The organism is Rhizobium sp. NLR16a (assembly GCF_017948245.1).
In the GTDB taxonomy this organism is placed as follows: Bacteria; Pseudomonadota; Alphaproteobacteria; order Rhizobiales; family Rhizobiaceae; genus Rhizobium.
Window position 1 is genome coordinate 191,397 of record NZ_CP072865.1, and the last position, 23,477, is coordinate 214,873.

20 protein-coding genes and 1 tRNA gene are annotated in these 23,477 nt (G+C 61.6%); 11 read left to right on the forward strand and 10 right to left on the reverse strand.

Annotated elements, in window-relative coordinates:
- Positions 1 to 282: 282 nt before the first annotated feature.
- The 3 genes from J7U39_RS00840 (at position 283) to J7U39_RS00850 (ending at position 1,625) form a co-directional block, all read left to right on the forward strand.
- The gene (locus J7U39_RS00840) at positions 283 to 513 is read left to right on the forward strand and encodes a hypothetical protein (RefSeq protein ID WP_210629844.1); all 231 of its coding nucleotides are present in this window, start codon (positions 283 to 285) and stop codon (positions 511 to 513) included.
- 61 nt (positions 514 to 574) lie between these two features.
- Positions 575 to 754 carry a hypothetical protein gene (locus J7U39_RS00845; protein WP_210631561.1) on the forward strand — a complete coding sequence of 60 codons (180 nt, stop codon included), beginning with the start codon at positions 575 to 577 and terminating at the stop codon, positions 752 to 754.
- Between the two features lie 148 nt (positions 755 to 902).
- Positions 903 to 1,625 (forward strand): hypothetical protein, encoded by a 723-nt coding sequence (locus tag J7U39_RS00850; RefSeq protein ID WP_210629845.1) that lies wholly within the window; start codon positions 903 to 905, stop codon positions 1,623 to 1,625.
- Between the two features lie 6 nt (positions 1,626 to 1,631).
- On the opposite strand, the gene J7U39_RS00855 is transcribed toward J7U39_RS00850, so the two are convergent.
- The 5 genes from J7U39_RS00855 to cpdR1 all read right to left on the reverse strand — a co-directional run bounded on the left by J7U39_RS00855 (position 1,632) and on the right by cpdR1 (position 4,874).
- Entirely contained in the window at positions 1,632 to 2,126 is a 495-nt protein-coding gene (locus J7U39_RS00855) for a hypothetical protein (RefSeq protein ID WP_210629846.1), read from the reverse strand.
- Positions 2,127 to 2,512: 386 nt separating this feature from the next.
- The gene (locus J7U39_RS00860; RefSeq protein ID WP_210629847.1) at positions 2,513 to 3,556 is read right to left on the reverse strand and encodes a porin; all 1,044 of its coding nucleotides are present in this window, start codon (positions 3,554 to 3,556) and stop codon (positions 2,513 to 2,515) included.
- A 504-nt stretch (positions 3,557 to 4,060) separates the two neighbouring features.
- Positions 4,061 to 4,255 (reverse strand): hypothetical protein, encoded by a 195-nt coding sequence (locus J7U39_RS32230; protein ID WP_311043523.1) that lies wholly within the window; start codon positions 4,253 to 4,255, stop codon positions 4,061 to 4,063.
- A 97-nt stretch (positions 4,256 to 4,352) separates the two neighbouring features.
- Positions 4,353 to 4,427 (reverse strand) — tRNA-Val (locus tag J7U39_RS00865).
- An 84-nt stretch (positions 4,428 to 4,511) separates the two neighbouring features.
- Positions 4,512 to 4,874, reverse strand: coding sequence for a response regulator CpdR1 (gene cpdR1, locus J7U39_RS00870; protein ID WP_003542883.1), 363 nt, complete (start codon positions 4,872 to 4,874; stop codon positions 4,512 to 4,514).
- A gap of 188 nt (positions 4,875 to 5,062) precedes the next feature.
- Here cpdR1 and J7U39_RS00875 point away from each other — a divergent pair, with 188 nt between their 5' ends.
- Positions 5,063 to 5,944, forward strand: a complete 882-nt coding sequence (locus J7U39_RS00875) for an N-formylglutamate amidohydrolase (protein ID WP_210629848.1) — start codon at positions 5,063 to 5,065, stop codon at positions 5,942 to 5,944.
- A gap of 265 nt (positions 5,945 to 6,209) precedes the next feature.
- Positions 6,210 to 6,983: a histidinol-phosphatase gene (gene hisN / locus J7U39_RS00880; protein ID WP_210629849.1), complete on the forward strand. Its 774-nt coding sequence runs from the start codon at positions 6,210 to 6,212 to the stop codon at positions 6,981 to 6,983.
- Positions 6,984 to 7,053: 70 nt separating this feature from the next.
- Here the strand turns inward: hisN and J7U39_RS00885 are convergent, their stop codons facing one another.
- Positions 7,054 to 8,028, reverse strand: coding sequence for an alpha/beta hydrolase (locus J7U39_RS00885; RefSeq protein ID WP_210629850.1), 975 nt, complete (start codon positions 8,026 to 8,028; stop codon positions 7,054 to 7,056).
- Positions 8,029 to 8,427: 399 nt separating this feature from the next.
- Between J7U39_RS00885 and J7U39_RS00890 the strand changes: the two genes are divergently transcribed.
- Entirely contained in the window at positions 8,428 to 8,898 is a 471-nt protein-coding gene (locus tag J7U39_RS00890; RefSeq protein WP_210629851.1) for an Hsp20 family protein, read from the forward strand.
- A 76-nt stretch (positions 8,899 to 8,974) separates the two neighbouring features.
- Here the strand turns inward: J7U39_RS00890 and J7U39_RS00895 are convergent, their stop codons facing one another.
- Complete coding sequence (locus J7U39_RS00895) at positions 8,975 to 9,979, reverse strand: bile acid:sodium symporter family protein (RefSeq protein WP_210629852.1); 1,005 nt, start codon at positions 9,977 to 9,979, stop codon at positions 8,975 to 8,977.
- 88 nt (positions 9,980 to 10,067) lie between these two features.
- On the opposite strand from J7U39_RS00895, the gene J7U39_RS00900 reads away from it, so the two are divergent.
- Complete coding sequence (locus tag J7U39_RS00900; protein ID WP_210629853.1) at positions 10,068 to 10,922, forward strand: LysR family transcriptional regulator; 855 nt, start codon at positions 10,068 to 10,070, stop codon at positions 10,920 to 10,922.
- A gap of 54 nt (positions 10,923 to 10,976) precedes the next feature.
- Here the strand turns inward: J7U39_RS00900 and J7U39_RS00905 are convergent, their stop codons facing one another.
- On the reverse strand, positions 10,977 to 12,029 hold the full coding sequence (locus J7U39_RS00905; RefSeq protein ID WP_210629854.1) for a low specificity L-threonine aldolase: 1,053 nt from the start codon (positions 12,027 to 12,029) through the stop codon (positions 10,977 to 10,979).
- Positions 12,030 to 12,572: 543 nt separating this feature from the next.
- Here J7U39_RS00905 and gltB point away from each other — a divergent pair.
- From gltB to J7U39_RS00920, 3 genes are all read left to right on the forward strand, one after another.
- The gene (gltB, locus tag J7U39_RS00910; protein ID WP_210629855.1) at positions 12,573 to 17,294 is read left to right on the forward strand and encodes a glutamate synthase large subunit; all 4,722 of its coding nucleotides are present in this window, start codon (positions 12,573 to 12,575) and stop codon (positions 17,292 to 17,294) included.
- 228 nt (positions 17,295 to 17,522) lie between these two features.
- A complete protein-coding gene (locus J7U39_RS00915) occupies positions 17,523 to 18,977 on the forward strand; it encodes a glutamate synthase subunit beta (RefSeq protein WP_210629856.1) in 1,455 nt (484 codons plus the stop codon).
- A 213-nt stretch (positions 18,978 to 19,190) separates the two neighbouring features.
- Positions 19,191 to 19,817: a hypothetical protein gene (locus J7U39_RS00920; RefSeq protein WP_210629857.1), complete on the forward strand. Its 627-nt coding sequence runs from the start codon at positions 19,191 to 19,193 to the stop codon at positions 19,815 to 19,817.
- 24 nt (positions 19,818 to 19,841) lie between these two features.
- Here J7U39_RS00920 and J7U39_RS00925 read toward each other — a convergent pair whose 3' ends face one another.
- Together J7U39_RS00925 and J7U39_RS00930 are read right to left on the reverse strand one after the other, a co-directional pair.
- Entirely contained in the window at positions 19,842 to 21,086 is a 1,245-nt protein-coding gene (locus J7U39_RS00925) for a DUF459 domain-containing protein (protein WP_210629858.1), read from the reverse strand.
- A 61-nt stretch (positions 21,087 to 21,147) separates the two neighbouring features.
- On the reverse strand, positions 21,148 to 22,371 hold the full coding sequence (locus J7U39_RS00930) for a lytic murein transglycosylase (RefSeq protein ID WP_210629859.1): 1,224 nt from the start codon (positions 22,369 to 22,371) through the stop codon (positions 21,148 to 21,150).
- A gap of 204 nt (positions 22,372 to 22,575) precedes the next feature.
- On the opposite strand from J7U39_RS00930, the gene galU reads away from it, so the two are divergent.
- Positions 22,576 to 23,463, forward strand: a complete 888-nt coding sequence (gene galU, locus J7U39_RS00935; protein WP_210629860.1) for a UTP--glucose-1-phosphate uridylyltransferase GalU — start codon at positions 22,576 to 22,578, stop codon at positions 23,461 to 23,463.
- Positions 23,464 to 23,477: the final 14 nt, after the last annotated feature.

Here is a 23,477-nt window from a genome sequence, read left to right on the forward strand (position 1 = left end):
AACGGGCATGCTGACGAGGCATGGTGAGCTTTTTCATCGATGAAAAATCCGCCGGCTGAGCTGCAGGCGGTACCGACATCACGAGAGCGCCGTAAAAACTCTCGCCAGAGGGGCCCGGCACCAATGTTCCCCGTAGCCGATGTCTGGAAGGCTGCGGGATAGGCCCTAGGTAATCTACTTCCCCAACCAGTCAAGGCCAAACGCGCCACAGAAAACGGCAAATTTTCGGGAACCATTGGGGGCCTCCGCTCGTTAAACCCTGGTTGAGCTGAAAGGAGGCCGATGATGCACACTTCGACCCATGTTCCCGACAAGCGCACGGAGGCATCCGACCGCATGAAGCGGGCGAGACCAAATCGCATGCAGAAGGCACAGGTACTGCCTCCGCATCATGTCGACCTGACGCTGACGCCCGGCGTCATCCACGACATTCACGTGCCGGCGCATGTGACCGGCGCGGACCTTTCCAAAGGGGGGCCTGACATCAAAGCTCATACGAACACGAAGAAATAACGGCTCTTCCGAAGGCCTCTTCGGCGTGCTGACGGTCGATCTGAAACAGGGTGAGAAACATATGGCAATGAACTTTGTGGCCCGGGATATTGTGATCCGGCACGAAAATGAATGGCAGGCCATCCGCGAGGGGGCCGACAAGCGCATCGAGATCGGCAAACGCAAACAGTCGATCGCTTCGCCCAGCAGCGGCGCTGCATCGGCGGGGAAAAACGAGCCTTCGGCCCAACGTCCGGACTAGGCGAAAGACAAACCTGTGGAGATAGGCGCCCGGCGATGCCGGGCGTTTTGCTGTCCAGAGTATCGGCCCACGTCAAAGATAACGGCCCGCGCCAACCTTTCGGAAAGGATTGGGCAGCGATAATCCCGGCCTCACGGGATTCGGACAGATGGCCAAGACAGCGACACGCGGCCGCCGCAAGGCGCCGGCGAGAGGAAAGAGCAGAGCGCGCGGCGGCGGGTTGCTGCCCTGGGCGGTGATCGGCATTGCCGCGATCGGCGGCATCGTCGCTCACGACAATTGGAAGAGCCTTCAGCCTATGCTTGAACGGCACTCGGCGCCGATCGCAACGGAAATGGCGGAGCCGAGACCTGTCACCAGGAAGGATGTGCCGCCGAAGCAGGTGGCGCTTGTCGCACCGACGCCGAGAGCCGCGCCGCCGACGCTGCAGGCGCAGCCGCTGCCGCCGGCTGCAATCCCGACGCCGGCCATCCAGCCGGTCAAGGCGGTGCCGGCCCCGGCCTCTCCCGGGGCTCAGCAGACGGCAACGGGCGCCTTCGGCTATTGCGGGCAGGGCGCGCACATCAATTGCGTCGGCGACGGCGGCGTCTTCTGGTACAAGGGCGAAAAGATCGTCATTGCCGATATGGCAAGCCCGGTGGCCGACCAGGCGCGCTGCGATGACGAACGCAGAGTGGCCTTTGCCGCGAAGCTGCGCCTGCTGGCGCTTCTGAACGCCGGCCCCTTCGCCATCGACGCGGCTGGAACGACCGAGCCCTCAGGCGCGCAGCGGATCGTCTCGCGCGACGGGCGCTCTTTTGGCGCGCAGCTGATCAAGGAAGGGCTGGCGCGCAAGCCAGGGGCGGCCGGCGGCGCGTGGTGCGCCGCCTGACGGGAGCTATTTTCCCTTTTTCACCAGCTGGCCGCCGGTGCGGAAGCTGCCGGTGAAGGAGGAGTCCTTGCTTTCGGCGGTGCATTCGATCGCAATCGGCTTGCCGGCGTAGGGATTGCCGAAGGTGCAGAAGCCGGCGACCTTGACCTGGCCGGTCATCTTGTTGCCGACGCCCGTCGTTACCAGGCTCAACGGCAGGCGAGCATTGCCGTTGGAGGCTGGCTTGATGCCGCTGCCATCGCCCTGGAAGCCGAGCGCTTTTCCGTCTGAAGTGAAGATGAAGGTCACCGAACCGTTGGCCAGCGTGACGCTGGCAAGCTCGTTTTTGCAGCCCTTGGTGGCGTCGAATTTGGCGACGACCAGTCTGGCGCATTTGCCGGAAAGCGTAATGACGCCGGGAGCGCCGGGAAATGTCTCCGGCGGGGAGGCCGGCGCGGCAGAGGCTGGCAAGGCGAGGACGGCGGCAACAAAGCCGGCGGCTGCAAGCGCGGATAACTTCATTTCAATCTCAAATCCCATGTCCTGGCGAGGCGAATCACCGCTTCACCTTCGATTGGCCATGGCACGGCTCTGTGTCCGAAATTTGGTTCCATGTAGCATAAAGATTCTGCCGTTCGCCGGGCCAGCCCGCGGAAGGGCGGAACGTCGGTTTGGCTTGCCGGTTAAAAGGTCCGGCAACGGCATGATCTTCCGGACATCGGCAAGGTTCGTGCGTCCGATAGGACGCACGACGATCTAATGGCCGTGCTCGTCGAGCGCCTGCCGTCTGGACGCACTTCTGGTCAAGGCGGAATGGGCCTAGGCAGGGAAGTCCAGGCCCATTCTTTCCCGATCGGAGGTCAGTCAGATCAGGAATTTATAGCTGCCGGTCTGGCCGGCAGCCTTGATCAGAACGCGCGCTGCAGGCGGAAGTAACCCGAGGTTACGTCGTCGGCATTGTCCGGATCGAGGTACTGAACCGAGACCTTTGCGGAGAAGTTGTCGACGATCTGATAGTCGATCGTTACGCCAGCCTTCCAGGCGCTGACGTCGTCGTTGAACTCGCCGGCAGTGATGCCGTAGTTGTCGTAGTACTGAACGGCCGGAGTGATCTTCAGCTTGTCAGTCGCCTTGATGGCGTATTCGGCAGCGATCGCCCATTCAGCCTTGTTGTAGTAGGCGTTCGGGTTGGATGCGTAGACGACTGCGAGGCCTAGCGTGCCGGGCCCGACGGCAACCGTACCCATGGCGCGGACGGCGCCTTCTTCGTTGTCAGTGTCGTAACCCGCAGTGATCTGGTAGCTGAAGATACCGGCCTTGCCGCCGAGACCGACGGCAACGCCGACGTTGTTGGCGGTTTCGCCGTTGTAGAACGGGCTGTCTTCCAGCTCGTCGACGCTGATGCCAGCATAGAAGGCGTCGGTTTCGTATTGATAACGCAGCGAGTTATGCAGCGTTACCGGAGAACCGATATCGTCGGTTTCGCCGGAGAGGCCGTCGTCCCACCAGGAGTAGAACAGACCAGCACGGAAGCCTGCGATGTCGATGTAAGCGGAGTCGAGCTGGGCCTTCTGGGCCGAAGCATTGTCAGCATTGAACTGCATGACGATAACACCGGTCAGCGGACCATATTCGGTGTCGCTCTTGGCGGTGAACTGAACCTGGCCGCGGGTGCGGGCGTCCCAGTCCGAGTCGTTGGCGACGGAACCGCCGCCGCCGGCGCCGATCGAGCTGGCGTTCGGAGCAACGTCAACCTGGAAACGGACGTAGCCGTTGATCTTCAGGCAGGTCTCGGTGCCGGGGATGTAGAAGTAGCCGGTGCCGTAAGCGTCGCAGACGCGAACATAGTCAACCGGTTCCGGTTCGGCGGCGACGATAGCGTCAGCGGCCTGAGCACCGGATACTGCTGCGAGAGCAGCAGCGGAGCCGAGAAGAAGGCTCTTGATGTTCATGGAATAACCTCCAGTTCAGATGCGAGAGGATGAAGACCGTTGCCATCGGCAGTCCCTACGTGTCTTCACCCCGTGTGATCGAAGCGGCACCTTTTTAGCTCGGTGTCTGCCTCGCCGCGGAAGTTACATAAGGGATGTTGGACCGCAACGTCGTTGTCGATCATGACAGCAGGCTACACCGGCTATGTTGCTGAAATAACACGCATTTTGTCACAAGCTTGTCATCTGCTTGTCACAAAAATCATACTTCTGAATTCCGAGCAACGAGGGGCTGAGCACTCAGCAATGGTATGCAATTGACGCTCGAATGAGCGCCTCCTCATATGAGGGCGGCCATAACTGCAATCTACGCGAGTCGGCGCAAGGCCAGGCGACCGGATTGCCTGGACACCGATCAATCGGAGCAAGGGACGGATCTCAATGACTGCGACATCCTCAAGCGGAGACAGAAATCGCCTCGCTCGCTAAAGCACATCGCATGAACCAGCTTTGATGCGACGTGCTTTAAGGACTTTTGAAGTCGTCCCAGAGGATCGCTACCCCAGCCGCGAATATCGTGATCGGAATCAGCCAAAACTTGATGCTGATCGGTTCAACGACATGAAACTGCATGTAACCGAAACCGAAGAGGCCAACACCAGCCAGGGCGAGGCCCAGAATTATGGATATCGCTTTACGTGTCCGCGTCCTTTGCGTCATACGCCCCCTGCGCCAGAGGTCGGATTCGGGCGTACGCCGGTCTTGATAAATAAAATCCCCGAGTCGGAGATCTGTCAATGATGTCAGGGAGATCGGATGGTGGGCGTGACAGGGATTGAACCTGTGACCCCTACGATGTCAACGTAGTGCTCTCCCGCTGAGCTACACGCCCATCCGATGGCGGCGCATAGATCACAAAACCTTCGGAGCCGTCAATAGGCTTTTTTCAGTTTTGTGACGCGCCGCCCGACAAGCCTTACGCGGCAAGCATTTTATTGACCTCGTCGACGAGGTCGCGCAGGTGGAAAGGCTTGGAAAGGACCTTGGCATCCTTCGGCGCCTTCGAATCGGGGTTCAGCGCCACGGCGGCAAAACCGGTGATGAACATCACCTTCAGATCCGGATCGAGTTCGGTGGCCCGGCGCGCCAGCTCGATGCCATCCATTTCGGGCATGACGATATCAGTCAGCAGCAGGGAAAATGGCTCCTCGCGCAGCCGGTCATAGGCGCTGGCGCCATTGTCGTAAGAAAGGACCTTGTAGCCGGCCTTTTCGAGCGCTTTCACCAGGAAACGGCGCATGTCGTTGTCGTCTTCGGCGAGAAGTATCTTCTGAGTCATCAATCCAGACCGCTAATCAATAGGTTTTGGGTGGGCTGCCAGCCGTCTACACTAGTCTTTGCCCGGTAAACAACCGGTGAATTGCCTGTGCGTGATGGTCATCCCTTCTACATAGTATGGACTTGAGGGCGGGCAACTGGCAACATGAACAAAGCAGTCAGTTCATGACATGGTAAAGAGGGCCGAAAGTGCCGGAAATCCGCGAATACGAGCTTTTTGAGGTCCATGAGCCCGTGTCGCAGACCATTCCCTTCGTCTACAACTCCCCCCATAGCGGCCGAATTTATCCACCGGAATTCATCGCCCAATCGAGGCTGGAAGGCATAGCGATCCGCCGTTCGGAGGACCACTATGTCGACGAGCTGTTCGGCTCGGCCGTCGAACTGGGCGCGCCACTGCTCGCCGCCAATTTTCCGCGGGCCTATCTCGACGTCAATCGTGAGCCCTACGAGCTCGATCCCAGGATGTTCGACGGGCTGCTGCCGCCCTATGCCAACATCAATTCCCTGAGGGTTGCCGGCGGACTCGGGACCATTCCGCGCATCGTTGCCGAGAACATGGAGATCTACGCACGGCGGCTGCCGGTGCAGGAGGGGCTCGATCGGGTCGAGGCAGTCTACAAACCCTACCACGCGGCGCTGCGCCGGCTGATCGCCCGCACCCATGTGCAGTTCGGCTTCGGCGTTCTGATCGACTGCCACTCGATGCCCGGCAATGTGCGGGTCGCGGGCTGCACCACGCGGCCCGATTTCATCGTCGGCGACCGGTACGGCACCAGCGCTTCGGCCGAACTTTCACGCGCCGCCATCGCCATCCTCGAGGAAATGGGGTTCGCGGCGATCCGTAACAAGCCTTATGCCGGCGGCTTCATCACCGAGCATTACGGCCGCCCCTCGCGCGGTCTGCACGCGCTGCAGATCGAAGTGAACCGGGCGATCTATGTCGACGAGGTGACGCTGGAGAAGCGCGAGGATTTCGCCGCGGTGGCCGACGCCGTCGCGGCCTTCATGCGGCAGATGGCGGATTATGTCGAAAAATTCGCCGGCGATCGAGCGCTGGCCGCCGAGTAAACTGCTTTCCTGATTCTCGACCTGCCTCCCCAGGTCAAAAAAAACCGCGCTTGTCAGCGCGGCTAAGTCTAGGGAGGAAACACCCAAGGAGGGTATTTACAGTCAGAAGACTGTAACGACGACGCTACTATTGCATTGCACAAACGTCAAGCAATATATTGCGCTGCGATATCTTTGGGCAATTCGCCTCACGTTGCCCGCTTCGTTTGCATTCCCGCTCGTTTTCGCTATGAAAGCGCATTCCCGCCAGCCAAACGGTGTCACAATGCTTCCTGACCGTTCATTCTTCAATCGTCTGGCGGAGGTCGCCCGCGCCGAGACGCTGCCGCGCTTCCGCTCCGGCCTTGATGTCACGAATAAACTTTCTTCCGGCTTCGATCCGGTGACGGAAGGCGATCGGGCGGCCGAGTTCGCCATCCGGGCGCTGATCGAGGAGAATTTCCCCGACCACGGCATTCTCGGCGAGGAGCACGGCGATGTCGGGCTCGACCGGGACTATGTCTGGGTGATCGATCCGATCGACGGCACGCGCGCCTTCATATCGGGCGTGCCGGTCTGGGGAACGCTGATCGGCCTGCAGAAGGAAGGCCGGGCCATCATGGGCATGATAGAGCAGCCCTTTACCGGAGAACGTTATTTCGCCGACGAGAACGGCTCGATCTATACCGGGCCGGAGGGTGAGCGGCGGCTGGTGACCCGCCAGTGCGAGGCGCTTTCGAGCGCCATTCTGTTCACGACCTCGCCACATCTCTTCGCCGGCGGGGAGATTGAGAAGTATCGGGAGATCGAGGGGCAGGTGCGGCTCTTCCGCTATGGATGCGACTGTTATGCCTATGCGCTGCTTGCCGCCGGCCATATCGATCTCGTCATCGAAAACGGGCTGAAGCCCTATGACGTCGGCGGCATCATTCCCGTCATCGAGGGGGCGGGCGGCATCATCACCACCTGGGACGGCGAACGGCCGGAAAACGGCGGCTCGATCATCGCCGCCGGCAGCCGCGCGGTCTACGAGCAGGCAATCGCCATCCTGCAGCGCTGAACCCGGGCTCGGCAAAGCCGATGCCCCAGGCCGGCAAGGCCGATTCCACTGGCGGCTCGGTTGATCCGGCTCACGTGCCGAGGGCGGCGACATCATGATTTTCCTCGGCATCGCTGCCGGGGATGAAGGCGTGGAAGGCCGCCAGCGCCGCGGCGCGATAAATATCCCGTTCCTGGAAGATCTCATGGCGGGCGCCGTTGATCGGCACCAGCTGGCCGGCGCGGAAATAACGCGAGAGCCGCTCCTGTGCCGTGTAGGGCACGACGCCATCACGTGTCGGGGCGATGACGATGGTCGGGATGGTAATCGAGAAGAGATGGTTGGGCGAGGTGACCCGGTCCATGGTCCGGAAGGCTTCGGTCAGCCAGCGGGCCGTCGGCGGCCCGAGCGTCAGTTCCGGATGGGCCTTCATCATCGCAATATTGCGCTCGAAGCGGGTTTCGTCTGAGGTCAACGGATTGTCGCGGAATTCCGACTCCTTCAGCTTCGAGGTCAGCGGCATGAAGCCGAGGCCGGCGGCCGTCAGCGCGCCGGCGAGGGTGCGGATGACGCGGGGCGAGGCCGACTGGCCGGTCAGGCCGATGAAGGGAGCCGATAGCACCATGCGGTCGATGCGGGTGGTGAGATAGGGGGCGGCCGACAGCGCGATCAGTCCGCCGGTGGAATGGCCGAGCAGGTAGAACGGCAGGCGGGTATCCGGCAGCACTATCTTTTCGAGGAAGGTGTCGAGATCGCGCTCGTAATCGGAAAAGCGGCGGATATGGCCGTGATTGCGGCGCTTCAGGAGCCGCGACGAACCGCCCTGGCCACGTAGGTCGAAGGTCGCGACCCAGAGGCCTTTGCCTGTCAGGTCGCGGATCGTCTCGAAATATTTTTCGATATATTCGTTGCGGCCATGGATGATGACGACCGTGCCCTTGGCGACCTGGGCGCCAGAACGGAAAACGGCGTAACGCAGCCGGTGACCGTCATGGGTTTCGAAGAACCCTTCGGTGCGGTTTTCCGGGGCAGGATTGTCGGGCGTCGAATAGAGAACCTGATCCATCACTTACCTATGCGCCGCTGCTGAATGCTTCCCTATCAGGGATAGCGCATGGCGCCCAGCTTGGAAAGCGGGGGAAAAAGGGCCGGCGGGAGCGTGAGGGCGCTCGCGGCCGGCCCAAGTTTAGACTGAAGAAGAAGGGACGATGCACTTCAGTCATCGGGGCCAGTGTCACCCGACATCGTCATTTCTAGGCAGGCATGTCTGAACGCCTTCCGAACCGGCCGTTCACGCGCGGTTCACGGCCGGCCGAGGGGGCCTCGAAAAGGTCTTGAACTCCTCGAATCGCGTCACCATCTCCATCCTGCGGGTGCCAAAGGGGCCCGCGCAACCGTCCCGAGACCGCCAAGATGGGGTTTCAGGGCACCTTATCGCAACACGTCGCTTCCCTAGGAGGACATCATGCGTCACGTAGACTTCTCTCCCCTCTATCGTTCGACGGTCGGTTTCGACCGCCTCTTCACCATGCTCGACAGCCTTGCTCAGCCGGAGCAGGCGCAGACCTATCCGCCCTATAATATCGAGCGCACCGGTGAAAACACCTATCGCATCACCATGGCGGTCGCCGGCTTCGACGAGACCGAGCTTTCGATCGAAGCTCATGCCCATGTGCTGTCCGTGAAGGGTGAAAAGAACGAGGAAACCGCTGAAGGCGGCGAATTCCTCTATCGCGGCATTGCCAAGCGCGCCTTCGAGCGCCGCTTCCAGCTTGCCGATCACGTCGAGGTGTCAGCCGCTTCGCTGAAGAATGGCCTGCTTCACATCGATCTTCTGCGCAACATTCCCGAGGCCATGAAGCCCCGCAAGATCACGATTGCCGCCGAGCCGGTCGAGGCTCCGAAGGCGATCGAGGCGCAGGTCGTCAACGGTTAACAGCTGTCCTTCAGGGACAATGGACGGCGCTCCGATCGGGGCGCCGTTTTTTTATTGCCGAACATCTTATTGGCGTTCAGGCCGGGCTGGCGGCGTCCTTCATTTGCTGTTCCGTTACGCGCCGGGCTGCTGCTGCGGCATATTTCTGGGCGATGACGGCGCAGACCATCAGCTGAATCTGGTGGAAGAGCATCAGCGGAAGCACGATCGCCCCAATCGATTGGCCGGCGAAGATGACGTTTGCCATCGGAACGCCGCTTGCCAAGCTCTTTTTCGAGCCGCAGAAGGTGATGGTGATCTCGTCAGCCTTGTCGAATCCCAGCCAGCGGCTGCCAAACATCGTCAAGACAAGAACAAACGCCAGAAGCACGACGTCGGCGACGACGACAACGGCGATGTCGGCAATCGAGAAAGTGTGCCACAGTCCTTCGACGATCGCCGTCGAGAAGGCGAGATAGACCACCATCAGGATCGAGCCGCGGTCGACCGGCATGAGAATCTTCTTCTTGGCGCGAATCCAATCGCCGATCCAGGGCTGCAGGATCTGGCCAACGATGAAAGGCGCAAGCAGCTGCAGCAGGATCTGCCGAAGCGCGTCGAAGGAGAAGCCGCCATGGCCGCCGACGGAAAAGAGCAGGCCGACCAGCAGCGGCGTCAGGAACATGCCGAAAATGTTCGAGGCCGAGGCCGAGCAGATCGCGGCGGGCACATTGCCGCCCGCCATCGAGGTGAAGGCGATCGACGACTGCACCGTCGACGGCAGCACGCAAAGGAAGAGGATGCCGAGGTAAAGCGGCCGTGGCAGGATCGCGTCGGGGATGAAGCCGAGTCCGAGCCCGAGCAGCGGGAAGATGCCGAACGTCGTCAGCAGGATGACGAGATGCAGCCGCCAGTGCAGCAGACCAGCAATGACGACGTCACGGGAAAGGCGCGCGCCGTGCAGGAAAAACAGCGCCGCGATGGCCATATCGGTGGCGACGCCGAAATAATCCGCAAAACTGCCGCTCGCCGGAAACAGGGAGGCGAGAATGACGGTGCAGACGAGCAGGATCGTGAACGTATCTGGCAGAAAGCGGCGCATGACGGTCTCGCAGCAATAAAGTAACCGTTGTTCTGTCGTCCATTATGATCCAGGATGCAAGAAATAACAGTTATCGAGATGCTGGATTATGCTGGACCTCGCGCAGTTGCGCAGTTTCGTTACCGTCGAACAGATGGGCAGTTTCACGCTTGCTGCGGAAAGACTGGGCCTCGGGCAATCGACGGTCAGCCAGCATATCCAGCGGCTGGAGGCGGCGCTCGGACGCAAGCTGCTCGCGCGCGACACCCACAAGGTGATGCTCACCGGTGACGGCGAGGCGCTGCTTTCGCATGCGCGCGCCATGCTTTCGATCGAGGGGCAAGTGCAGGCGCTGTTCAAGAGCAACAGCCTGCGCGGCAGCCTCCGGCTCGGCGTGTCGGAGGATTTCGTCACCAGCCAGCTGCCAGCAGTGCTGGAGGATTTCGTTCGCTCGCACCCGTCCGTCGACCTGGAACTGACGGTGGCGCTTTCAGGCGTGCTTTATGAGATGCAGGATAATGGCGAAATCGATCTGGTGCTCGCCAAGCGCCGGCTTGGCGATGCGCGCGGAAAACTGGTTTATCGCGAGCCGCTCGTCTGGCTGGCGCGCGATCCTGAACGAGTGCTCGCCTCCGGTCCATTACCGCTGATCGCTTTCCCACCGCCGAGCGTGACACGGGCGATCGCCCTGGAAGCACTTGGGCGCAATGGCGTGCCGTGGCGGATCGTCTGCACTTGCGGCAGCCTGAGCGGGCTGACGGCAGCGGCGCGAGCCGGAATGGGCATGCTGGTGCAGCCGCGCAGTATGGCTCCGTCCGGGCTGAAAGAAGTTGCTGCGGGAAAATTGCCGGTGCTCGAGGATGTGGAATTCGTATTGGTGCCGCGCAAGGGTGCGGATCAGGCGCTGGTCTCGGCACTGTCCGACGATATTCTCCAAAAGGTCAGGGGGCTGAGGTCCGCATGACCCACAGCCGTCACGGGGAAACCTGACCGGCAGGCAGGCTCGTCCGGTCGTCGATCAGGCGGCCAGGCACCTCAGGAAGCCATCCACGTCTGCTTCCGTGGTTGCGAAGCTGGTGACGAGGCGGATCAAGCTCTCGCTTTCAGAAACGAGTTCGGGTGCTGCCGCAGGCGCCGGCCATTCATAAAATTTCGCGCCTTTTTCCTCTGCTGTTCTTGCAGCAATCTTGCTGATGACGGCAAAGACCTCGTTGGTCGCGGTCCGCCAGGCGAGGCGCCCGGCGCTGCTGGCGGCAATACCGGCGCGCAGCCTGTCGGCCATGGCGTTCGAATGGCGGGCGAGATCGAGCCAGAGGACATTTTCGAAATAGGCGTCGAACTGGGCTGCGATGAAGCGCGACTTGGAGAAGTGCTGGGCAGCGCGCTTGCGGATGAAGGGCATTTCCTTTGCCTGATCCGGATTGAAGAAGACGATCGCCTCCGCGCACCAACAGCCGTTCTTGGTGCCGCCGAAGGACAGCATGTCGACGCCGCGCTTCCAGGTCATCTCCGCAGGGGTGGCATCGAGTGCGATCAGCGCGTTGGCGAAGCGGGCGCCATCCATGTGGAGCGGCAGGTTGCGCTTCCTCGAGATGGCGGCGATCTCGCCGATCTCCGGCAGTGAATAGACGGTGCCGATCTCGGTCGACTGGGTGATGGTCACAGCGCTGGCGCGGCCATGACGGAGGGCATCCTCGGGAAAGTGCGCGATTTTTGCCGAAAGCTTTGCCGGATCGATCTTGCCGGCTTCGCCGTCGACGGCCATGAGGCGGGCGGAGCCGGAGAAGAATTCCGGCGCGCCGCATTCATCTTCGATCACATGGGCTTCCGAATGGCAGAAGGTAATCCCGCCGGGGCGCTGGACGCTCGCCAGCGCCAGGGAGTTGGCGGCCGTGCCGGTGGCGACGAAGAAAACGGAAACCTCACGCTCGAAGATCTCGCAGAAGCGGGCCTCGACCTTTTTGTCGAGATCACCGGCGCCATAGGCCGGAGCAAAGCCGGCCGATTCCGCAAGCAGGCGTTCGGCAATGGAACGGTGGGCGCCGGCCCAATTATCGGAAGCAAAGAACATGGCTAAGACCGTGGGGGAGTGGACGGAGAGTTGGGAGGTTTCGAAGCGGACCTTACGCCAAAGCTTCACGGGATCAAGGCTATCGCCCCTGATGCATCACGAAAATTGAATTACGCAATCAATAAAAAGAATGACGCGTCGGTGCGTAATTTTATTTCTCTAATGGGGTTTATCTGGCAATCTTCCTTCGCAAAATCACGTTTTTTAACGTAACGCTCTTGCGGACCGGGATCGTTTCTGGCATAGAACTGGTGAATTAGGACAGTGTTGCTGTCCTATTTTGGCCCCTGGGGCCGAAGAGGCGCCGAAAACCCTGGCAGCGACGGGCTTTCACGCTATAGTTCTTCCAAGCGTCAAGCCCCAGGCGGCGCGCGGAGGCGAATGGCAGGCGCGGAACGCGGCGGTTTGCTTTCCCTTAAAGCAGATGTCTGCGGCCGATCTTCACAATGCAACAGCGCTGTCATGCGACGGGCCTATTTTCGGGTTGCGGCGCGAGACGAAGAGCCGCCCGCGGCCCCGCGGGCTTCGACAGGAGGAAAGACGATGACGAAGACGCCATCCATGGAATTTGACCGGTTTGCTGCTGCAGAGGTGCGCGCGACGGCCAAGACGTCCAAATCCGCGTCCGGCCTGCCGAAGAAGCAGGGGCTTTACGATCCTGCCAACGAGCATGACGCTTGCGGCGTTGGCTTCGTCGCCCATCTGAAGGGCGAGAAGTCGCACCAGATCGTCAAGGACGGCCTGTTCATCCTCGAAAACCTGACGCATCGCGGCGCCGTCGGCGCCGATCCCCTGATGGGTGACGGCGCCGGCGTCCTGGTGCAGATCCCCGACCGTTTCTTCCGCGAGGAGATGGCGGCGCAGGGCATTACCTTGCCGCCGGTTGGCGAATATGGCGTCGGCCATATCTTCATGCCGCGCGACCAAAAGCAGATCGAGCACTTCAAGAAGGTGATCAAGGACGTCATCGTCGAGGAAGGCCAGGTCTTCATCGGCTTCCGCGACGTGCCGGTCGACAATTCCTCGCTTTCCAAGGCGCCTGATATTGCCGCGACCGAGCCGCATCATGTGCAGGTCTTCATCGGCGCTGGGGAAGATGCCGAAAACAACGACGAATTCGAACGGCGGCTGTTCACGCTGCGAAAGGTCATCTCCAACCGGATCTATGACGAGTTCGAGGGTGAGGAGAGCAATTTCTACCCGGTGTCGCTGTCGTCGGCGACGGTGGTATACAAGGGCATGTTCCTGGCCTATCAGGTCGGCGCCTATTATAAGGACCTGTCGGATCCGCGTTTCGAAAGCGCGGTCGCTCTCGTGCATCAGCGCTTCTCGACCAACACCTTCCCGTCGTGGAAGCTCGCCCACCCCTATCGTATGGTCGCCCATAACGGCGAGATCAACACGCTGCGCGGCAACGTCAACTGGATGGCGGCGCGCCAGGCCTCGGTCTCTTCGCCGCTGTTCGGCGAGGACATCTCCAAGCTCTGGCCGATTTCCTACGAGGGACAGTCGGACACGGCCTGTTTCGACAATGCGCTGGAATTCCTGGTGCGCGGCGGCTACTCGCTCGCCCATGCCGTCATGATGCTGATCCCGGAAGCTTGGGCCGGCAACCAGTCGATGGCGGCCGAACGCAAGGCATTTTACGAATATCACGCCGCGCTGATGGAGCCGTGGGACGGACCGGCGGCGGTCGCCTTCACCGACGGCCGGCAGATCGGCGCCACGCTTGACCGCAACGGCCTCAGGCCGGCGCGCTACCTCGTCACCGATGACGACCGTGTCATCATGGCGTCCGAGGCCGGCGTGCTGCCGGTTCCGGAAGAAAAGATCATCCAGAAGTGGCGCCTGCAGCCGGGCAAGATGCTGCTGATCGACATGGAAGAGGGCCGCATCATCTCCGATGACGAGGTGAAGTCGCAGCTTGCGACGGCGCATCCCTATCGCAGCTGGCTCGACCGCACCCAACTCATCCTCGAAGACCTGAAGCCGGTGGAACCGCGGGCGCTGCGCCGCGATGTATCGCTGCTCGACCGCCAGCAGGCCTTTGGCTATACGACCGAGGATACCAAGATCCTGATGTCGCCGATGGCGACGACCGGTCAGGAAGCGATCGGTTCGATGGGCACCGATACGCCGATCTCGGCGATGTCAGAAAAGCCCAAGCTGCTCTACACCTATTTCAAGCAGAACTTTGCGCAAGTGACGAACCCGCCGATCGATCCGATCCGCGAAGAGCTCGTCATGAGCCTCGTCTCCTTCATCGGCCCGCGTCCGAACATTCTCGACCATGAGGGTATGGCGAATGCCAAGCGCCTGGAAGTGCGTCAGCCGATCCTGACCAATGGCGATCTCGAAAAGATCCGCTCGATCGGCCATACGGAAGACCGTTTCGATACCAAGACGCTCGATTTCACCTATGATATCGAACGCGGCGCTGCCGGCATGCCGGAGATGCTCGACCGACTCTGCGAACGCGCGGAAGCGGCCGTCAAGGGCGGCTACAACATCATCGTGCTTTCCGATCGCCAGATCGGACCTGATAGAATCGCCATTCCGGCGCTGCTCGCAACGGCTGCCGTCCACCATCACCTGATCCGCAAGGGGCTTCGCACGTCGGTCGGCCTCGTCGTCGAAACCGGTGAGCCGCGCGAAGTGCATCATTTCTGCCTGCTCGCCGGCTACGGCGCCGAGGCGATCAACCCCTATCTCGCCTTCGACACGCTGCTCGACATGCATGCCAAGGGCGAGTTCCCGAAGGAAGTGGATGCCTCCGAAATCGTCTACCGCTACATCAAGGCGGTCGGCAAAGGCATCCTCAAGGTCATGTCGAAGATGGGCATCTCGACTTACCAGTCCTATTGCGGCGCGCAGATCTTCGACGCCATCGGCCTCTCGTCCGACCTGGTCGACAAGTATTTCTTCGGAACGGCGACGATGATCGAAGGCATCGGCCTCGAAGCGATCGCCGAAGAGACCGTCGCGCGCCATACCGCAGCCTTCGGCAAGGATCCGTTGCTGGCGACAACGCTCGATATCGGCGGCGAATATGCCTACCGCATGCGCGGCGAAAGCCATGCCTGGACGCCGGATGCGGTTGCAGCTCTTCAGCATGCCGTGCGCGGCAATGCCGAGGATCGCTACCGCGAATTCGCCGAGATGGTCAACAATTCGGCGCTGCGCATGAACACGATCCGCGGGCTCTTCAGGATCAAGAGCGCCGAGGCGCTCGGCCGTAAGCCGGTCTCGATCGATGAGGTCGAGCCGGCCGCCGATATCGTCAAGCGGTTCTCGACGGGGGCAATGTCCTTCGGCTCGATCTCCCGCGAGGCGCATACGACGCTGGCGATAGCCATGAACCGGATCGGCGGCAAGTCGAACACCGGCGAGGGCGGCGAGGAGTCCGACCGCTACATGCCGCTCTCCGATGGTTCGATGAACCCGGAGCGTTCGGCGATCAAGCAGATCGCCTCGGGCCGCTTCGGCGTCACCACCGAATATCTGGTCAATGCCGACGTGCTGCAGATCAAGGTGGCGCAGGGCGCCAAGCCCGGCGAAGGCGGTCAGCTGCCGGGCCACAAGGTCGACGCGACGGTCGCCAAGACCCGTCATTCGACGCCGGGTGTGGGCCTGATCTCACCGCCGCCGCATCACGACATCTATTCAATCGAGGATCTGGCGCAGCTGATCTACGATCTGAAGAACGTCAATCCGACGTCCGACGTGTCGGTCAAGCTGGTCTCCGAAGTCGGTGTCGGCACGGTTGCGGCGGGTGTCGCCAAGGCGCGCGCCGACCACATCACCGTCGCCGGCTTCGACGGCGGCACCGGTGCCTCGCCGCTGACCTCGCTCAAGCATGCCGGCAGCCCCTGGGAGATCGGCCTTGCCGAAACCCAGCAGACGCTGGTGCTGAACGGCCTGCGGTCGCGTGTCGCACTGCAGGTGGACGGCGGCCTCAAGACCGGCCGCGACGTCATCGTCGGGGCGCTGCTCGGCGCAGACGAGTTCGGTTTCGCCACCGCGCCGCTGATCGCGGCCGGCTGCATCATGATGCGCAAGTGCCATCTCAACACCTGTCCGGTCGGCGTAGCGACGCAGGATCCGGTGCTGCGCAAGCGCTTCAAGGGCACGCCGGAGCACGTCATCAACTACTTCTTCTTCGTCGCCAACGAAGTGCGCGAAATTCTCGCCTCGCTCGGGTTCACCCGGCTTGACGACATCATCGGCGCATCCGAGCTGCTGGAGAAGGATGAGATGCTGGCGCACTGGAAGGCCAGGGGCCTCGATTTTAGCCGCATCTTCCACAAGGTCGATGCCGCCAAGGAAGAGACTTTCTGGACGAGCCGGCAACAGCATCCGATCGACGATATTCTCGACCGCGTTCTGATCGACCAGGCACAGCCGGCGCTGACGGACAAGACGCCCGTCGCCTTCGAGGTCGGCATCAAGAACGTCGACCGTTCGGCGGGCGCGATGCTGTCGGGCGAAGTCGCCAAGCGTTACCGCCATCGCGGGCTGAAGGAAGATACGATCAACGTGACGCTTCGCGGTACGGCGGGGCAGAGCTTCGGCGCCTTCCTGGCGCGCGGCGTCACCTTCAACCTGATCGGCGACGGCAACGACTATGTCGGCAAGGGACTTTCGGGCGGCAAGATCATCATTCGGCCGCCGGAGAACTCGCGGATCGTCGCCGAAAATTCGATCATCGTCGGCAACACCGTGCTTTATGGCGCGACCGAGGGCGAATGCTATTTCCGCGGCGTCGCCGGCGAGCGTTTTGCCGTGCGCAACTCCGGTGCGATCGCCATTGTCGAGGGGGTCGGCGACCATGGCTGCGAATACATGACCGGCGGCGTTGTCGTCGTGCTCGGCGCCACGGGCCGCAACTTTGCGGCCGGCATGTCCGGCGGCGTCGCCTATGTGCTCGATGAAGCCGGCGATTTCGCCAGCCGCTGCAACATGGCGATGGTCGAACTCGAGCCAGTGCCGGAGGAGGACGACATGCTGGAGAAGCTGCATCATCACGGCGGCGATCTCATGCACAAGGGACGTGTCGACGTCTCAGGTGACATGACGCGCCACGATGAGGAGCGGCTCTACCAGCTGATCTCCAATCATCTGCACTATACGGGCTCCGCCCGCGCCAAGCAGATCCTCGACAGCTGGGCCGACTACCGCCCGAAGTTCCGCAAGGTCATGCCGGTCGAATACCGTCGTGCGCTCGAGGAAATGGAGCGCAGCCGGATGGGCATCGCCGCGGAATGATTTGAACCGGAGCATCCGCCACCTGCCGATCCGCAGGTGGCGGATGACGGAAACATCTCGATGACTCGTGATGATCATGACGACGGCGGAAAGCCGTCCCAATCGCGCGGCGTCCTTCAGGAGATCTGTTCCAATGACGGTCAAGAGAAGCAACCCGCCCGGATTGCCGGGGACTGACGACAGACAACTGGCCGCAGTGAGGCGGTCATGAGGGTAAGGGACGAAGAAATGGGTAAGGTTACAGGATTTCTGGAAATCGACCGGCAGGTGGCGAAGTACCAGCCGGCGTCGGATCGCATCCGGCATTTCCGCGAGTTCACGATCCCGATGTCGGACCCGGAAGTGCAAAAACAGGCCGCGCGCTGCATGGACTGTGGCATTCCCTATTGTCACGGGCCGACCGGCTGCCCGGTTCACAACCAGATTCCGGATTGGAACGACCTCGTCTACAACAACAACTGGGAAGCGGCGATCCAGAACCTGCATTCGACCAACAACTTCCCGGAATTCACCGGCCGCGTCTGCCCGGCTCCCTGCGAGGAAGCCTGCACTTTGAATCTCGAGGATGCGCCGGTCGCCATCAAGACGGTCGAGCAGGCGGTCGCCGACAAGGCCTATGAACTCGGCTTCATCAGGCCGCAGCCGGCCACGGTCCATACCGGCAAGAAGGTCGCCGTCGTCGGCTCCGGCCCCGCCGGCATGGCGGCTGCCCAGCAGCTCGGCCGCGCCGGCCACGAGGTGCATGTCTATGAGCGCGAGACCAAGCCGGGCGGCCTGCTGCGCTACGGCATTCCCGATTTCAAGATGGAGAAGAACTTCATCGACCGCCGCGTCGAGCAGATGAAGGGCGAGGGCGTGACCTTCCATTGCGGCGTCAATGTCGGCGTCGACGTCAAGGTCGAACAGTTGCTGGCCGACCACGAGGCCGTCCTTTATTGCGGCGGCTCCGAGACGCCGCGCGAGGCGGGCATTCCGGGCGCCGACCTCGCAGGCGTGCATGATGCGATGCCCTATCTGGTGCAGCAGAACCGCCGTGTCGGGCGCGAGAATATCGACAGTGTCGGCTGGCCGTCGGACCCGATCCTGGCCGGCGCCAAACATGTTGTCGTCGTCGGCGGTGGCGATACGGCTTCGGATTGTGTCGGCACGGCCTTCCGCCAGGGGGCGGTCAAGGTCACCCAGCTCGACATTCGGCCGCAGCCGCCGGAAAAGGAAGACAAGCTCGCTGTCTGGCCCTTCTGGGCGACGAAGATGCGCACCTCCTCCTCGCAGGCCGAGGGCGCCGTGCGCGAGTTCCAGGTCGCGACGCTCGAATTCATCGGCGAAGACGGCGTGCTGACGGGCGTCAAGTGCTGCGAGGTCGACGAGCGCCGGCGGCCGGTTGCCGGCACGGAATTCGTCATCCGCGCCGATCTCGCCTTCATCGCCATCGGTTTCCGCGGCCCGTTCACGACAAGCGTGCTGAAGGAGCTCGAAGGCAAGCTGACGCTGAACACCGACAAGCGCGGCTCGACCAATGTCGTCGCCAACGACCGCGACTACAAGACCTCGGTCGACAAGCTCTGGACGGCGGGCGATGTGCGCCGTGGCCAGTCGCTGGTGGTCTGGGCGATCCGCGAAGGTCGCCAGGCGGCACGCGCCATCGACGAGGCGTTGATGGGCTCGACCGTCCTGCCGAACTGATCGCGCCTCAGATAGCTGATGAAGAGACGAACTCCGCCCCTTCCGGCGGAGTTTTTTATTGTGCGCGGCGCGTCCGGCGGGACCTCCTTTGCCGGTGCGACCGCTTGACGCGGCGGAATGCGACGCAAGCCTTGAGCAATGCCGGAGGGTGAAGCTTAAGCCGGACGCGGGCTCAGGAGGAGCCGCCGCGAATGATCGACAAGGATTATTCAAATGGTTTCTGCACTCGATAATACCAGGATGGTTTCGGCTCAATACGCCTTGAAGAATCTTCGGAGCTCCGATGAAAGCTCGGAGGATACGCGGAGTTCGTCGGCCGCCAGCATTCTGAGCAGCTACGGACTCGATTCGAGCTCAGCGTCGCTTCTTTCCAATCAGGCGCTGTCGGGGCTGCTCGACACGCTTTCCTCCAAAAGCGATACTTCCGACGAGACCGACACGACCGACGACCGCGCCGATGTGACCAGCGCCTCCTTCATGTCGATGCTGAAGCACCAGTTGCAGGAAGCGGCCGCGGCCGAAGGCGAAAGCGGCAAGGCTCATGACATGCTGGCTGCGCTCGAAACAGGCACGCTCTCCATCTCCGATCCGAAGCAGGGCGTGTCGATCCGCGCCTGGGACGTCGATGATCCGGATGAGGCCGACACGGAAAGCGAGGCCGGCAAGGCGATCAATGTCAGCGGCTGGAGCGATTTCCTCGATGCGCATCTGGAGCGCGGCTCCGACGGCGCCTTTGTCAAGGAGAACGGCAGCTATGTCGATCAGACGAACGACAGCAATGCCTTCTTCGGGCTGATCGGCTCGAACTACTATTATCTGAGTTGGCCAAAGGCGGCGTAAGAAAGCCGCCTCGCGTAGCCTTTTTCATTTCACCGAGACTTCGGCCGGCGTCTTGGCCGCCGGCATGCGGTAGTCGTCGACGCGACCGACAGGTGCCGGCGTCATCTCGCCCTGCTCGACCAGGAGATCGCGCGGCGATTTCGTCAGCGTCACCGGTGGCGGTCTTGCGCCAAGGAGCTCGGCGCCGCCATCGAGATTGGGATCGGAGAGGCTGATCGGCACGGTGTGCTCGACCGGATTGGTGGGAAGGCCGAGACCCGGCAAATTGCTTTCATCGAGGCGCACCAGATCAGGGCTTGCCTGGGTGCCGAGAATCCGGCGGGCGGGCTTTTCCACATAGAAGGCAAGTTTGCGCCGGCCGGCCTGCGTGAGGTTGATGCCGTCGGAGGTGCGCAAGCGCACCTGCTGCCCCTTCACGTCGGAACCGGTGACGATGAAGGTGCCGTTTTCATCGACAAAACCATCCCAGATATCGACGAATTCACCGCCGATGCTCTCGACCTGGTTACGATAGAGCTGGTTCATCTGGACGGCATCGGCCGTCATCTGATCGGATTCGAAGGCGGGAAGACCGACCCAGAGCAGCGGTATCTTGCGGCTGGTGACTTCCTTGCCGAAAGAAAGGACACGGCGGCGATATTCGGCAAACCAGCCGTCGGTGCGGAACTTCTCCTTGGCAGTGTCGGTCACCATCTGCTGGCGGTCATTGGCGCCGATCATGACGACGACCATTGCCGGCTTCAGCTCGTCGATCATCTTCGGTAACTGTTCCGGCCAGTCATAATAATCATCGCGGACAAGACCCGAGGAAACATTGCCGCGGGCTTCGACGATGACGCCCGGCGATGTCTCGAAGGCGGCGGTCAGGCCGTCGCCGAGGCCGCTAGCGAGAAAATCACCGACGATCAGGATCTTGCGGGCGTCGGGGAGCTTCTGCACGACAGGCTCTTCTTCCCGTACCGGAGCGCGGACCGGCGGCGTGGTGCGGGGATTGACCACGGCTTTCTGCGCCGGCGGCGGGCGCTTGCGCTGCTGGCGTCTCGGCTCCGGGACATCAGGAGCCTGTGGGCTGTCGTCGAGATAGCGCCGGCCGAGGAAGAAATCCAAGATGGACCGGCGCTGATAGCGCTGCTCCTGGGCTTGGGCGACAGCCACCGGCGCAAGAGCGCCAAGGCACACCGAAGCCGCCATCAAGGCGAGCATGAGCCAGCGGATTTGAGGGGTCCGGTGAGTTTTCTTCATCATGGGCAGTTCCGCATCTGCCGGCATCTTGCACTGGTGGCAGGCCAGCGTCTACTCCCGCTTTATGTAGGTCATCGTAGGGCCACTTCTAGCGGCGAAGTGCGTTCAAAAGCGGCAGCGAGGGCTCGCCGTCGGGCTGCATGCCGATGCGCTCCTGCACCGCCGATATCGCCGCTTTCGAACCCGAGCCGAAATTGCCGTCAACCTCACCATTGTAATAGCCGAGCGTCTTGAGACGGGTTTGCAGCTCGAATTTCTCGGTGATGTCGAGCGCGCCGTCGGGGCGCGGCCAGCGCTGCTGAATGCCGCCATAGCCGGCGATCTGGTCGGCCAGCAGGCCAACGGCGAGCGCGTAGCTGTCCGACGCATTGTAGTTCTTGATGGTGAAGAAGTTTGCCGTCATCAGGAAGCCGGGACCGCCGGCTCCGGCAGGCATTTTCAGCACGGCTTTGGTGCCGCCGTCGCGGAAGGCCTTGCCGTTCGGCCGTTTCAGGCCGAGCTCCGCCCATTGGGCGAGCGTATGGGTCTTGCCGGCCTGCTTGGCGGCTGCGGCGGGAACGACGACCTCGTAGCCCCAGGTCTTGCCGGCATCCCAGCCGTTCTTCATTAGCAGATTGGCCGAGGTCGCCAGCGCGTCCGGCACCGAATTCCAGATATCGCGATGGCCGTTGCCGTCGGCATCGACAGCGTAGAGCAGATAGCTTGTCGGGATGAACTGAGTGTGGCCCATGGCGCCCGCCCAGGAGCCGGTCATCTGACGTGCCGGCACATCCCCATTCTGCAGGATTTTCAACGCGGCAACCAGTTGCTTCTTGGCGAATTTGGCCCGACTCGGATCGGCGTAAGCAAGGGTTGCCAGTGCGCGCGGCACATAGTGCAGCCGGTCGTCCTTGTCGAGAATCGCGCCGTAATTCGATTCCATCGACCAGATCGCGAGCAGAATCGTCTTGTCGACGCCGAAGCGCTGCTCGATCGCATTGAGCGTCCGCGCATGCTTGACGGCCATCTCGCGGCCGATCCTGACCGTGTAGGGGTTAACGCGGGAATCAATGTAGTCCCAAATCTTCGAGGTGAATTCCGGTTGATAGGCCGCCTTTTCGAGCACCGTCGGGTCGGGTTCGCTCACCCCGGAAAAGGCCTTTTGATAGGTTGCCTTACTGATGCCACTCTCAGCGGCTGTTTGGTAAAAGTCCGCGATCCATTTCTGGAACCGGGAATCGGCTTTCGCGTTGTCGGGGGCCAGCCCTACCTGGGCGGCGACAACGAGGGCGAGAGCAAGACCACGAAGGGAGTTTTTGTGATTCTGGATCATCGACAGTCGTATCCGTCATCTTCAGTTTTCGGTGCAGCAGGGGGCATCATGTCCGCCCAGACCCGAGACTACAGGAACGGAGTCAACAAATTCTTTACCATGGCGACCCGCGGCGGTCACCATTGCAAAACAGTCGCAATTCTATACTAGTCAGACGTGAACGGCTTTATTTAAAAGGCGATTTAGTCAAAGCAGGAGGCCTGTGTGGCGCATCACAATAAAGTTCGTAAGGCAGTTTTTCCGGTGGCAGGGTTGGGAACGCGTTTCCTGCCGGCAACGAAGGCTGTTCCGAAGGAAATGTTGACCGTTGTCGACAAGCCTATCATTCAATACGTCGTCGATGAGGCGTTGGAAGCAGGGATCGAGCATCTGGTCTTCGTCACCGGACGCAACAAGCACATTATCGAAGACTATTTCGACATTCATTTCGAGCTGGAACAGACGCTGCGCGAACGCGCCAAGGAGGCCGAGATAACCCTTCTTGCCGAGCAACTGCCAAAGGCCGGAACGGTAAGCTTCACCCGTCAGCAGGAACCGCTCGGTCTCGGTCATGCCGTCTGGTGCGCCCGCGAAATCGTCGGCGACGAACCTTTCGCGCTGCTGCTGCCTGATATGATCATGAAGGGCGACAAGGGCTGCATGAAGGGCATGATCGAGCTCTACGGCCAGAGCGGCGGCAACATTATCGCCGTTGAGGAATGTGCCCCCGATCAGGCCCATAAATACGGCATCGTCGGCGTCGGCGAAGCGATCGGCGAAGGCTTCCGCATCACCGGCATGGTGGAAAAGCCTGCCAAGGGAACGGCGCCCTCGAATTTCTTCATCAACGGCCGCTACATCCTGCAGCCGGAGATCTTCAAGATCCTCGAAACCCAGGAGCGCGGCGCCGGCAATGAAATCCAGCTCACTGACGGCATGCTGAAGCTGCTGAAGGAACAGGATTTCGCCGGCTACCACTTCCGTGGCACGACCTACGACTGCGGCGCCAAGGATGGCTTCATCCTGGCCAACGTCGCCTACGCCCTCGAACGCGCCGATATCCGTCCGTCGGTCGAAGGCGGTTTCAAGGAACTGCTTGCCGGCCTGAATTAAGGTTTGCGCACAGC